General features: G+C 62.4%; 12 protein-coding genes. 6 read left to right on the top strand and 6 right to left on the bottom strand.

All coding sequences use genetic code 11. From position 1 onward, the window contains the following. Positions 1 to 2: 2 nt before the first annotated feature. The 3 genes from nrdE to nrdH are packed head-to-tail and all read right to left on the bottom strand — an operon-like array spanning position 3 to position 2,810. Complete coding sequence (gene nrdE / locus V8Z65_RS05585; protein ID WP_338723083.1) at positions 3 to 2,267, bottom strand: class 1b ribonucleoside-diphosphate reductase subunit alpha; 2,265 nt, start codon at positions 2,265 to 2,267, stop codon at positions 3 to 5. Next, positions 2,165 to 2,569 carry a class Ib ribonucleoside-diphosphate reductase assembly flavoprotein NrdI gene (gene nrdI / locus V8Z65_RS05580; RefSeq protein WP_338723082.1) on the bottom strand — a complete coding sequence of 135 codons (405 nt, stop codon included), beginning with the start codon at positions 2,567 to 2,569 and terminating at the stop codon, positions 2,165 to 2,167. The genes nrdE and nrdI overlap by 103 nt, the downstream gene beginning before the upstream one ends. 19 nt (positions 2,570 to 2,588) lie before the next feature. Beyond that, positions 2,589 to 2,810, bottom strand: coding sequence for a glutaredoxin-like protein NrdH (nrdH, locus tag V8Z65_RS05575; RefSeq protein ID WP_338723081.1), 222 nt, complete (start codon positions 2,808 to 2,810; stop codon positions 2,589 to 2,591). Positions 2,811 to 3,733: 923 nt separating this feature from the next. Between nrdH and V8Z65_RS05570 the strand changes: the two genes are divergently transcribed. The 5 genes from V8Z65_RS05570 (at position 3,734) to V8Z65_RS05550 (ending at position 8,128) form a co-directional block, all read left to right on the top strand. Continuing rightward, positions 3,734 to 3,916 (top strand): hypothetical protein, encoded by a 183-nt coding sequence (locus V8Z65_RS05570; protein WP_338723080.1) that lies wholly within the window; start codon positions 3,734 to 3,736, stop codon positions 3,914 to 3,916. Positions 3,917 to 4,046: 130 nt separating this feature from the next. Beyond that, positions 4,047 to 4,715, top strand: coding sequence for a response regulator transcription factor (locus tag V8Z65_RS05565; protein ID WP_338723079.1), 669 nt, complete (start codon positions 4,047 to 4,049; stop codon positions 4,713 to 4,715). 6 nt (positions 4,716 to 4,721) lie between these two features. Further along, positions 4,722 to 7,184, top strand: coding sequence for an extracellular solute-binding protein (locus V8Z65_RS05560; protein ID WP_338723078.1), 2,463 nt, complete (start codon positions 4,722 to 4,724; stop codon positions 7,182 to 7,184). Positions 7,185 to 7,356: 172 nt separating this feature from the next. Beyond that, on the top strand, positions 7,357 to 7,530 hold the full coding sequence (locus V8Z65_RS05555) for a hypothetical protein (RefSeq protein WP_338723077.1): 174 nt from the start codon (positions 7,357 to 7,359) through the stop codon (positions 7,528 to 7,530). 253 nt (positions 7,531 to 7,783) lie between these two features. Then, positions 7,784 to 8,128, top strand: a complete 345-nt coding sequence (locus V8Z65_RS05550) for a hypothetical protein (protein WP_338723075.1) — start codon at positions 7,784 to 7,786, stop codon at positions 8,126 to 8,128. 65 nt (positions 8,129 to 8,193) lie between these two features. Here the strand turns inward: V8Z65_RS05550 and V8Z65_RS05545 are convergent, their stop codons facing one another. Genes V8Z65_RS05545 through V8Z65_RS05535 form a run of 3 tightly spaced genes read right to left on the bottom strand, consistent with a single transcriptional unit; the run spans position 8,194 to position 11,179 of the window. Beyond that, positions 8,194 to 9,741 carry a tripartite tricarboxylate transporter permease gene (locus tag V8Z65_RS05545; RefSeq protein ID WP_338723073.1) on the bottom strand — a complete coding sequence of 516 codons (1,548 nt, stop codon included), beginning with the start codon at positions 9,739 to 9,741 and terminating at the stop codon, positions 8,194 to 8,196. Further along, positions 9,741 to 10,238, bottom strand: coding sequence for a tripartite tricarboxylate transporter TctB family protein (locus V8Z65_RS05540; RefSeq protein WP_338723072.1), 498 nt, complete (start codon positions 10,236 to 10,238; stop codon positions 9,741 to 9,743). Before V8Z65_RS05540 ends, V8Z65_RS05545 begins: the two co-directional genes overlap by 1 nt. Then, on the bottom strand, positions 10,235 to 11,179 hold the full coding sequence (locus tag V8Z65_RS05535) for a tripartite tricarboxylate transporter substrate binding protein (RefSeq protein WP_338723071.1): 945 nt from the start codon (positions 11,177 to 11,179) through the stop codon (positions 10,235 to 10,237). The genes V8Z65_RS05540 and V8Z65_RS05535 overlap by 4 nt, the downstream gene beginning before the upstream one ends. Before the next feature lie 305 nt (positions 11,180 to 11,484). On the opposite strand from V8Z65_RS05535, the gene V8Z65_RS05530 reads away from it, so the two are divergent. Continuing rightward, on the top strand, positions 11,485 to 12,648 hold the full coding sequence (locus V8Z65_RS05530; RefSeq protein ID WP_338723070.1) for an HPP family protein: 1,164 nt from the start codon (positions 11,485 to 11,487) through the stop codon (positions 12,646 to 12,648). The last annotated feature ends 2 nt before the right edge of the window (positions 12,649 to 12,650 follow it).

Genomic DNA, 12,650 nt, shown 5'->3' with positions numbered 1-12,650 from the left:
TCTCAGAGCGCGCAGGAGACACAGCCCTGAACCTCGGTTCCTTCAAGGGCAAGCTGGCGGAGGCGGATGTAGTAGATGGTCTTGATGCCCTTCTTCCAGGCGTAGATCTGCGCCTTGTTGATATCGCGGGTGGTCGCGGTATCGCGGAAGAACAGGGTCAGCGACAGGCCCTGGTCGACGTGCTGGGTCGCCGCCGCATAGGTGTCGATGATCTTTTCGGGACCAATCTCATAGGCATCCTGGTAATATTCCAGATTGTCATTGGTCATGAAGGCCGCCGGGTAATAGACGCGGCCAATCTTGCCTTCCTTGCGGATCTCGATCTTGGAGACGATCGGGTGGATCGAGGAGGTCGAGTGGTTGATATAGGAGATCGAACCGGTCGGCGGCACGGCCTGCAGGTTCTGGTTGTAAAGGCCGGTCATCATGACCTTGGCCTTCAGATCCTTCCAGTCTTCCTGGTTCGGAATGTGAATGCCGGCCTTTTCGAACAGCTCGGCTACGCGAGCGGTCGCCGGGGTCCATTCCTTATCGGTATATTTGTCGAAATAGCTGCCATCGGCATATTTCGACTTGCCGAAATTCTTGAAGGTCTCGCCGCGCTCGGTGGCGATCAGGTTCGAGGCGCGCAGGGCGTGATAGGTCACCGTGTAGAAATACATATTGGTGAAGTCGACGCCTTCTTCCGAGCCGTAGAAGATGCGTTCGCGGGCCAGATAACCGTGCAGGTTCATCTGCCCCAGGCCAATGGCGTGGCTTTCGGCATTGCCCTTGGCGATGGAGGGCACGGACGAGATATTGCTCATGTCCGAAACAGCGGTCAGCGCTCGGATTGAGGTTTCGATGGTCTTGCCGAAATCGGCGCTGTCCATCGCATTGGCAATGTTGAGCGAGCCCAGATTACAGGAAATATCCTTGCCCATATGCTCGTAGCTCAGGTCCTCGTTGTAGATCGAGGCGTCGCTGACCTGCAGAATTTCCGAGCAGAGATTGGACATGGTGATGCGGCCGTCAATCGGATTGGCCCGGTTCACCGTGTCCTCGAACATGATGTAGGGATAGCCGCTCTCGAACTGGATCTCGGCGATGATCTGGAAGAATTCGCGCGCCTTGATCTTTTTCTTCTTGATGCGCTTGTCCTCGACCATTTCGCGGTACTTTTCGGTGACCGAAATCTCGGTCATCGGCACGCCATAGACGCGCTCCACGTCATAGGGCGAGAACAGGTACATGTCCTCGTTTTCGCGGGCGAGTTCAAAGGTGATGTCGGGGATCACCACGCCGAGCGAAAGCGTCTTAATGCGGATTTTCTCGTCGGCATTTTCGCGCTTGGTGTCGAGGAAGCGCATAATGTCGGGGTGGTGGGCGTGCAGATAGACCGCGCCGGCACCCTGGCGCGCGCCAAGCTGGTTGGCATAGGAGAAGCTGTCTTCAAGCAGCTTCATCACCGGCAAAACACCCGAGGACTGGTTCTCGATCTGCTTGATGGGAGCGCCCATCTCGCGAATATTGGTCAGGCTCAGCGCCACGCCGCCGCCGCGCTTGGAAAGCTGCAGCGCCGAATTGATGGCCCGGCCGATGGATTCCATATTGTCTTCGACGCGCAGCAGGAAGCACGAGACGAGTTCGCCGCGCTGCTTCTTGCCGGCATTGAGGAATGTCGGGGTGGCGGGCTGGAAGCGGCCGGAAATGATTTCGTCGACCAGACCTTTGGCCAGGACTTCGTCACCGCGCGCCAGGGACAGGGCGACCATGCAGACGCGGTCTTCATAGCGCTCGAGATAGCGTTTCCCGTCAAAGGTTTTGAGGGTGTAGCTGGTGTAATATTTGAACGCACCCAGGAAGGTGGGGAAGCGGAACTTCTTGTCATAGGCGTAATCATAAAGATCGCGCACGAAGTTGAAGCTATATTGATCGAGCACGTCCTGCTCGTAATAGCCTTCTTCGACGAGATAGGTCAGCTTCTCGCGCAGATTGTGAAAGAACACCGTGTTCTGGTTCACATGCTGCAGGAAATATTGGTGCGCCGCCTGCCGGTCCTTGTCGAACTGGATTTTGCCCTGCTCATCATAGAGATTGAGCATGGCATTGAGCGCGTGGTAATCCAGCGCCGGCTCGTGCTTATCCTGCGAAGACTTACCGGCCGGCCGTTCTTCGGTGCGGTCTAGTGTGAGCGTGTCCAAAACCGTTCCAGTCCCTGTCTGACATTGGCGACATCCTCTTCCGTTCCGAGCAGCTCGAAGCGGTAGAGAAGCGGCACGGCGCATTTCTGGCTGACAATGTCGCCGGCAATGCAATAGCCCGTGCCAAAATTGGTGTTTCCCGCGGCGATGACGCCGCGGATGAGTGCGCGATTATGCGCGACATTGAGAAAGCGGATGACCGGCTTGGGCACGGCCCCCTTGTCTTCCCCGCCGCCATAGGTGGGCAAGACCAGAACAAAGGGCTCGTTCACGACCGGCGGCTCGCTCGCAGCGTCCACCGGCAGGCGGACCCCGCCCACACCCAGCTTCTCAACGAAGCGGTGGGTGTTTTCCGAGGTGCTGGAGTAATAGACGAGGCCGCTCATGTCCGGGCCCTTCCCAAAATCAGGCGAGGTTGCCGATCATGTCGGGGCGGAAGCCGGCCCAGTGCATATCACCGGCCACGACCACGGGAACCTGACGATAGCCCATCTCTTCAACGCGCGCATAGGCGTCGGCGTCGGCGGAGATGTCGACAACGGTATAGTCGAGACCCTTGCGGTCGAGCGCACGGGTGGTGGCGGTGCACTGGACGCAGGCGGGCTTGCTGTAGACGGTGATGCTCATCGTAATCCTCACAGGACTGATATTGCACGGAGGGCTTGCGCCATCCGCTGGTGGACGTTTGGGTGCAAGGCAGGCCTACTGGCGTGGACACGACCCGGCCCCGCAAAGGGCCGCTCTGGCATCGCTTCAAAGATAAACGCGCGAACCATCGCTTCAGTCATCCCCAAGTCACGAGCGCGCACGCGCCCGCCTGCCGTAATCCGGCTTCGTCCGGTCTGTCGTTGACGCTGTTACCAACCCCGGGCCCGCGGGAGGGCGGACCCAAGAACTTGCCCCGTGCCCCGGCCCTGCATCGGTCATGTCGCCGGTGCTTGTTCCGAGGGCTTGTCCGAAGCTTGAAACCAAGCGCCGAACCGAGGATCAGGTTCCCTCGATTCATCGGTTGCGTCAACGCTAGAAAATCACAACACCTAGTGCCCCACCCCTTCATTCAAACAAGGGATGGTATGGGTAATATGTGGATTATGGGGACAAATATCAAGCAAAACAGCGCTGTTGGGACGCCGATTTGATCGCTGCTTCACGCGCCTAAACCAGGCTCTGAATTGCGCTAGATTCCGCCGCTAAAGCCACGGAAAATCTCACTGTTCGGCGGCCGAAAACCGCGCTTAACGGCGCATTCACCATAGGGGAAATTCCCGATTCTTTCCCGGCGCCAAAACTGTCAAGCGCAGAATTTTTGTCACCTTTGCGACAGTGCGAAAGAAATCCACCGCTATCCACATGCTGTGTTCAGGACCCCATGCCACGACACCATACCTGGTGTGCATGGATTGCGGGCCGGAACACTGGGTTAGCCCTGCCGGTCCGGCGCGGCTCGCCCGCCATTGTCCTCCCCCTCCGCCGTAAACCATTTGGACACTTGCCGCGGGACATCCCCGCCCGCCTTCGTTAAGGTTTTGTCAACCATAGGAGGCTGGGGCATGCGTGTTCCCAATGCAGGACAGGATCTGACCGAGCGCCGCATCGTGCGCGAAGCCAAACAGTTGGCCGAACGCCTCCTGGCCGATTTTCCCGAGCCCAAGGGGCTGACGTTCTGGCAGGTCTATCGCGATCATGGATTGGCCCTTGTCTCCGCGCTGCGCGGCATGACCGTCCGTTCCTGATCATCGCGCTATGCCGAAAGCCCCCTAACAAGAGCCTGTATGCGCGCCGTTCCGGCATTGTTCATTCTGCTCATTTCCAAGTCCCACTTTAGCCGCCGATGCATTACTGTCCCCTCTTGAGGGAGGACGCATGCGCATATTGCTGGTAGAGGACAATGACGATCTGGGCGAGGCCATCGAGAAGCGGCTGCGCTCGGCGGGACATTCGGTCGAGTGGGTCCGGGATGGCGACGACGTGCTGCCGGCCGCTGAAGCCGAGCCGTTCGACGCTGTCGCGCTCGATCTGATGTTGCCCAATCGCGATGGCATCAGCCTGATCGCCGCGCTGCGCAGACAAAAGTTCAATGCGCCGATCCTGGTCATGACCGCGCGTTCGGAAATCGACGACAAGGTCAGCCTGCTCGATCTGGGCGCCGACGACTATCTGGTCAAACCCTTCGACTTGCGTGAACTGGAGGCCCGGCTGCGCGCGCTTTTGCGCCGCACGGGCGGGCAGGCATCGAGCACTGTTTCGGTGGGCAATCTCGAACTGGATCTGGCTGGGCTCAATGCCTCGGTCGCCGGCAAGACGCTGGAGCTGGGTCGCCGCGAATTTCGGCTGCTCGAAATCCTGGTCGCCCATGCCGGCAAGGTCGTCGCCAAGGAGAGGCTGATGAACCAGCTCTTCAATTTCGACGAGAATGTCTCGGTCAATGCACTGGAACTGCACATCTCGCGCCTGCGCAAGAAGCTCGAACACGCCAATATCGAGATCGGCACGGTGCGGGGCGTGGGCTATGTCGCGCGGGTCCAAGAGTAGATATCGGTGATCAGGACCGGCACAAAACCCTTCTCCATCCGCCGGCGCATTTTCGCGCTGGCCGTGGCCCTCTTGCTCGCCGCCTCTGTGGTGCTGATCATTTTCATCCGCGACTATGCCGAACGTGCTTCGGACCGGGCCTTTGACCGCCTGCTGGCCGCCTCTGCCCTGACGATTGCCGGAGCCGTGCAGGTGGAAAACGAGGCGGTGGTGGTGGAAATTCCCTTCGCCGCCTTCGCCATGTTCTCCGGGCAGGACCGGGTCTTCTACGCGGTCGAAGATCCCGATGCGCGCACCGTGACCGGCTATGAGGACCTGGCCGCGCAGATGGGCGAGACGGTCTCGGCGGAACCGGCCTTTGCAGATATGCGCTATCGCGGCGAGACAATTCGTGTCGCCAGTGTCGGGCGCCTGATTTCGACGCCGAGCGATACCGGCTGGGTCACCATCCATGTCGCCGAAACGCAGAATCAGCGCGAGGCGCTGGCCAATGAGATCCTGTCCAATGCCGTGCTTCCGGTCCTGGCGTTGACGCTATTGGCCATTGGCCTGGTCTGGTTCGGCATTTCGCGCATGTTTGCGCCCCTGACCCAGCTCGAACATGAATTGCGCGCCCGCCCGCCCGACGATCTGTCGGCCATTACAGTGCCGGTGCCCAACGAGGTTGCGCATCTGGTTTCCGCGCTCAATGGCTTCATGGCACGTCTGCAAAAGGCCATGGAGCGGGTCAGCGGGTTGGTGGCCGAGGCCGCGCATGAAGTGCGCACGCCACTGGCTTCGCTGCGCGCGCAAGCCGAGGTTGCCATGGACGAGCAGGACCCCGAGGCCTTGAGGCGGCGCATTGACCGCATCCATACCGGCGCTGTGCAGGCGAGCCAGTTGGTCAGCCAATTGCTGATGGAGGCGACCATTTCCCATCGCATGGAGAATAGCGAGATCGAGACCACGACTCTGGCCTCGGTGATCGAAGATGTACGCCAGCGCCTGGACCCCGATCAGGCGCAAAGATTGCAGATTGACCTCGCCCCCGCCGCCGCCGAGGCGCCCTTGCGCGGCGACCGCGTGGCGCTGCGCGAAATGATGCGCAATGTGGTCGACAATGCCCTGATCTATTCGCAAGGCCGCGTCGACATTCTGGGCCAGATCGAGGGTGATCGATTGCTCATCAGGATCAGCGATCGCGGCCCCGGCATTGCCGATGCCGAAAAACCGAGCGTTCTGGAGCGGTTCAAGCGGGGCCAGAGCAGCAATGGCATAGTGGGCTCAGGGCTCGGCCTGTCCATCGTCGCCCGGGTCGCCCAGGCCCATAAGGGCCGTCTGACCCTGCTCGACCGCGAGGGAGGCGGCCTGACAGTTGCCATTACTCTGCCCCTTTCGCGCCGTGGCGCCATTGCGCCGCCGGGCATGATCGCCGCTATTGCGCTTGGTGGAGCATTGCTGCTGGCCCCGGCCCCGGTCGATGCGGCCACGACCATCTATCCGGCCCGCGATGGCTCCTCCGATATCGTGCTCAATATTCTGGGCGTCACCGACACGCCGCTTTTCGCGCATTTCGTGGAAAGCTTTCAGGCTCAGCACGCCGACGTCACCGTCGCCTATGAGGAGACGGACTCGCTGCCCCTGTTCGAGAACTTCCTGGCCGGCACGCTCGAAACGCCGCCGGACCTGCTCATCAGTTCGGCCTCCGATCTGCAATTGAAGCTGGCCAATGACGGTCATGCCCTGGCCTATGACAGCCCCTATCTGGCTGACCTGCCCGATTGGGCGCATTGGCGAAACGAGGTCTTCGGCTTCACCTTCGAGCCGGCCGTCATCATCTATAATCGCGCCCTGATCGACGATGCGGAGGTGCCGCGCACCCATCTCACGCTGGCCGAGCTGCTCGAGACCCAGACCGAGCGGTTTCGCGGCAAGATCGCAACTTACGACATTGCCCTATCGGGCGTGGGTTACCTGCTGGCGGCGCAGGACCAGACCATTTCATCCACCTTCTGGCGCCTGGCCAATGCCTTCGGGCGGGTCAATGCGCGCTTTTCTGGGTCGAGCCCCGCCATTCTCAATGGCGTGGCCGATGGCACGCTGGCGCTGGGCTACAATGTACTGGGCTCCTATGCCTTTGCCCGTCAGTCCGAGGGCGCACCCATCGAAATCGTCGTGCCGGACGATTATGTGCTGGTGCTCACCCGCTCCATGCTGATCCCCAGGGATGCGCCCCATGCAGAGTTGGCCAAGGCTTTTGTCGATTTTGCCCTGTCGCCCGCCGGACAAGCGGTGGCTTCCGGTCCCACCGCTCTGGGCTCGGTCGTGCCCAATGGCTCGGGCGACTGGACCAGCGAGGCCATTGCCGGGCGCGGGCGGGGCGTCATCCAGCCGATCCCGCTCGGCCCTGGCCTTCTGGTGGCGCTCGACACATTGCGACGGCAACGCTTTCTCGACACCTGGCAGGAAATCGTCTCGCCCAAGCCGTGACCGTTTTGGCTGGCCATCGGTTTTCGGCACGGCCTTTTGACAGCGCGAGAAGACTTTCCGTCAGTGCATAGCTGGGGTGACCAATCAACCCCTACCGGTTGGGTCGGGTAAGGTCCATCTAGGGGACATGGAACGGTCGGGATGATCCAGACCGGACAGGAAGGATTGGACAATGAGCACCCCGCGCAAGAACAAGTTCTTTGCGACCCTCGACACTTTTGCCACCGTGTTCGGCAGCGCTGCTGCTGTGTCGGCGGCGGTCGAAGCTGGACGGGCGCCCAAGGCCAAGCACCTGAACAATCTGGGCATCGACCCGGTCGCGTTCCGCAACATCGGCAAGATTTAAGCTCCGCTTCCAAGCGTAGTAGCTGTTGACGCGGGGCTTCGCCTCCTCCCTCGGCACGCCCCAGCGTCTGTCTCGCCGGTATGACAAGCCCGGCTGCCAGTTTCCCTCCCTGGCAGCCGGGCTTTTTTTGCGCCTTCGACACGGCATGAACTCAAACTGAATCTCGGACTCAGTTCCAGTTCAAACCGGGACGGTCATGTAGCCCTCATTCAAACCAGCCGGGCGCCCCAGCCCGCCCAATGAGGAGATCGACATGACCCCCAACACCCTTCGCGCCATCAGCACGACAGCAGCAACCCTGGCCGCCCTGCTTGCATTCACGCCACTCGCCCCGAGCGTCGCGATGGCTGACGATGACGACCTGATCTGTTTCGAATATCAATTGCCCAATGGCGAGGACGAGCTCGAATGCGACACCCGCGGCAATTACAAGGCCGAATGTGCCCTGACCGATCCGGATAACACGACCGATTTCTGTCAGGACATCAATTCCGAGTTCAAGGGCCGCGAAGAGGCGCCGCAATCGCTCTCCGATAGCGGCGGCGGATCGCCCGACCCAGTGCCGCCCGCCCGGCCTTCGGGCAAACTCAGCCGCTAGGCCCCACCCCGGCCCCGCACGATGCCTTTCGCAGCATTTGGCGGGGCCGGTTTTGCGTTTGCGGCTCAGTCTTCGTCTGTCGCCAATTGCCCCAGCACGCCGCCCTGCCCGCGCAACCGCATGATCAGCGGCACGCCAACGGCAATGATCGCCACTATATAGAGCGTGATCGAGATCGGCGAGGTGAAGAGGATACCGATATCGCCTTGGCTGATGGCCAGCGCCCGGCGCAATTGCTGTTCGGCCATGGGTCCAAGAATCAGCCCCACGACGACGGGCGCAATCGGATAGCCGAAACGGCGGAGCAGATAGCCCAGCACACCAAAGGCCAAGAGCAGCACCAGTTCGAAGCTGATCCGCACCGGCCCGAAGCCCATGGACATGGCCCCATTGGCGCCCAAAGTGCCCAGGGTGGCGAAGGTCAGGATACCGGCATAGAGCCAGTGCTTGGGTATGGTCAGCAGCCGCACCCAGAGGCCGATCAGCGGCAGGTTGAGCACCAGCAGCATGAAATTGGCGACCAGCAGGCTCGCGATCAGCGCCCAGACCAGCGGCGCATTATTGGCGAACAGCAATGGCCCCGGCTGCAGGCCGAATTGCTGGAAACCAGCCAGCATGATGGCCGCCGTGGCGGTGGTGGGCAGGCCCAGCGTCAGCAGGGGCACCAGAGTGCCGGCCGCTGAGGCATTATTGGCCGCTTCGGGTCCGGCCACGCCCTCAATGGCGCCGTTGCCGAACTCTTCAGGCTTTTTGGAGAAGCTCTTTTCCGCGCTATAGGAGAGGAAGCTGGCCACGTCCGCGCCGCCCGCCGGCATGGCGCCGATGGGGAAGCCGATGAAGGTGCCGCGCAGCCAGGAGGCCCAGCTCCGCTTCCAATCTTCAATGGTCATCCAGACCGAGCCTTTGACCGCCGTTACCTCGGTATTGGCCTGGTCGCGGTCCGATGCGGTCTTGAGCGTCTCGCCGATGGCGAACAGGGCCACCGCCAGTGTGGTCACTTCAATACCATCGAGCAAGTCCATGACACCAAAGGCCAAACGGGTTTGGCCGGTCTGGAGATCAATGCCGATAAGCCCCAGGCCCAGACCGATGAACAGCGCCGTCAGGCCGCGCAATGCGGAATCCCCGAAGGCCGCCGAAACCGTCACAAAGGCCAGAACCATCAGGGCGAAATAGTCCCATGGCCCGAAGGACAGGGCGAACTTCACCACGAAGGGCGCGATGAAAGCCAAGCCCAGCGTGGCCAGCAGACCGGCCACAAAGGAGCCGATGGCAGCGGTGGCCAGTGCCGGTCCGCCCCTGCCCTGGCGGGCCATCTTGTTGCCCTCGAGCGCGGTCACGATGGAGGCGCTTTCGCCCGGCGTGTTGAGCAGGATGGAGGTGGTCGAGCCGCCATACATGCCGCCATAGTAGATGCCGGCGAACATGATCAGCGACCCCGCCGGATCGAGCTTATAGGTAACGGGCAGGAGCAGCGCCACGGTCAGCGCCGGGCCGATGCCGGGCAGCACGCCGACGGCCGTGCCCAGGGTCACCCCGATCAGCGCGTAAATGAGGTTGTGCACCTGCAGGGCGGCGAGGAGGCCCTGGGCGAGCAGATCGAAAGTTCCCATCAGAAGCTCCCCGTGGTCAGCAGGCGCTCAAGGGCCCCGGCCGGCAGAGACAATTGCAGTCCCTTGGCGAAGATGAACCAGACCACGAAGGCAAAGACGGCGCCGATGGGAATGGTCTGCCAGAGCGGCCCGCGCCCGAAGGCCCTGGCCGTAAAGGCGAAGAGTACGCCCGTGGCAATGGAAAAGCCTGCAGTCGAGAGCAGCAGGATTTGCGCCAGAAGACCGGCGACGATCCAGAAAATCGGCGCGTAATCGTCCTTGGATCGCTCGGGAAAGCTGCCGCGCATGGCCGAAATCACGGTGCCTATGGCCAGGAGCACAAGGCCGCTGGCGATCACATAGGGAAAGACGGTGGGCCCGACGCGCTGCTGCAGCGGGGGCAGGCGCATCTGGCTGGTCTGCCAGAAAATGACGACGGCAAGGCCGGCGAGAATAGCGGCGATGACAAGCGCCGCCCCATCGGGGCGGCGCTCGCGGCTGGAGGAGCCAGTTGTCATTGGACCAGGCCGATATCTTTCAGGATGGCCTCGGTCGCCGCCTTGTCAGCTTCAAGCTGGGCGGCGAAGGCATCGCCGTCGAGATAGGTGTTCACCCAGCCCTTGGTTTCAAGCGCGGTGGTCCAGGTCTCCGACTCGGCCATGGCCTTGATATCGGCGGTGATGGCTGCTTTCTGCTCATCGGTAATGCCGGGCGCCGCCGCAACCATGCGCCAGTTCTGCACGGCCACGTCGACGCCCTCTTCCATCAGGGTCGGGGCATCAAAGCCGGGCACTCGGGTATCGGTCGAGACGGCCAGCAGACGCAGCTCGCCCGCCTCGATCTGCGAAGCAAATTCACTGACGCCCGAGACGCCGACCGTCACCTGACCGCCCAGAATGGCGGCAAGGGCCTCGCCACCGCCCGAATAGGCGATGTAGTTGACCTGGGTCGGATCGACGCCGATGGCCTTGGCAATGAGCCCGGCGGCAATGTGGTCGACGCCACCGGCCGAACCGCCGGCCCAGGCGACGGCACCGGGATCTTCCTTGAGCTTGGCGACCAGATCGTCAACGCTTTGAATATCCGAGGCCGCCGGCACCACGAGCGCCACCGCCTCACCGGTCAGCCGCGCAATCGGGGTAACATTGTCCAGCGTCACCGGCGACATATTGGTCAGGATGGCGCCAACCATCACATAGCCACCAACGATCAGGGCATTGGGATTGCCGTTTTCCTGCGTGGCGAACTGGGCCAGGCCAATCGTGCCGCCGGCGCCGGGAACGTTGGTCACCTGCACATTGCCCGAAATGCCTTCGCTCTGCAGGGCATCCTGCATGGTGCGGGCGGTCTGGTCCCAACCGCCGCCAGGGCCGGCAGGCGCCATGATGGTATAATCGGCGGCGAAAGCAGGTGCGGAAAGGGCGCCGGTTACCAGCGCCGCGAGAAGCAGCTTGTTCATAGTTCCTCCCTAGAACAATTGCGAACGTCGTTGCGTCCGTAGCAGGAAGCTTAGGCGCGCTCCCTGTCACCGTCCTGTCAGGCAGGTTAGGCCTTTGGGATAGGTCGCGGCAAGACGGTCCGGCCCCGTCCGCCCGGCATCGCCCGCAAAGACGCCCCCTCCCCCGGCCGCGTTCCCATCGCTTCGAGATTGCCCGGGCGGGCGCAGGCAGGCTCCGTTGGGCCCAGCATTTTTTTGCGCGATTGGCGAAAAGAACGCATCGTCACGCTTTGTGCCCTTGCAGGCGCGATGCTAGTGGAGCGGCGATGACGTTTCTCGCCCGCCTCCTACCCAATATGGTCCCGGTCAGCCCGCTCGAGCGGCTCCGCGCCGCTATGGGTGCCTTTGTCGGCATCCTGGCGACCGCCGGGGTGACGGCGCTGGCGCTCGGCCAGGGCCAGGAGCTGCCGCTCTTGATGGCACCGATCGGCGCCTCGGCCGTGCTGCTGTTTGCCGTACCCGCCAGTCCGTTGGCGCAGCCATGGTCCATTCTTGCCGGCAATTGTCTGGCCGCATTGGTGGGGGTCAGTTGCGCCATGGTGCTGGGCGGCACGGCCGTGGCAGCGGCGCTGGCGGTCTCGGTCAGCATCGGCCTGATGCTGACCTTCAAATGCCTGCATCCGCCCAGCGGCGCGGTGGCGCTTACCGCGGTGATCGGCGGTCCGGCCATTACCGAACTGGGCTATGCTTTCGTGGCCTGGCCGGTGGCCATCAATTCGATCATGCTGCTACTCACCGCGGTGGCGTTCAACCGCATGACGGGCAAGCAATATCCGCATCGCGCGGCCGCCACGCCGGTCGCCAGCGCCAAGGTGATCCCTTTTGCCCCCAAGGTGAGCCTCGGGATCTCGGTGGATGATCTCAAGGCCGCGATCCGCGAGCGCGACGAAGTGGTGAGCGTGGACCCGATGGACCTCGAAAACATGCTCGAGCGGGCGGCCTTGCTGGCGTTCCTGCGCCGCTCCGGCGGTCTCACCGTGGGCATGGTCATGGCGCGCAATGTGGTCAGCGTGCAGCCGGGCACTTCGCTGCGCGTGGCCCTGCGCGCCATGCGCAGCCACGAGATCAAGGCCCTGCCGGTGGTGGACATGGCCGGGCATGTGGCCGGCATCCTGACCCAGACCGATATTCTCGAAAAGGCCGAATGGGGGCCGGCTCACGCTTCGTCGGGCCTGGGCTGGCGCTTACGGTCCATATCGAATTCGGACCGGCCGCTGCGCGGCAAAGTCCGGGACGTGATGAGTGCAAACGTGGCGAGCGTCACCGAGGCGACGCCTATTGCCCTGGTGGTCAAGCTGATGCTCGATACCGGCCACCATCACCTGCCCGTGGCCACCGGCAACGGGCAATTGCAGGGCATGGTGACCCAATCGGACCTCATTGCGGCCCTGCTCGGCGCCGATACCAAGGGGCTGGCCCTGATCGCCTGACG

The organism is Devosia sp. XK-2, from assembly GCF_037113415.1.
In the GTDB taxonomy this organism is placed as follows: domain Bacteria; phylum Pseudomonadota; class Alphaproteobacteria; order Rhizobiales; family Devosiaceae; genus Devosia.
The sequence above is the reverse complement of the archived record's forward strand: the minus strand, read 5'-3'. Positions and strand labels throughout refer to the sequence as shown.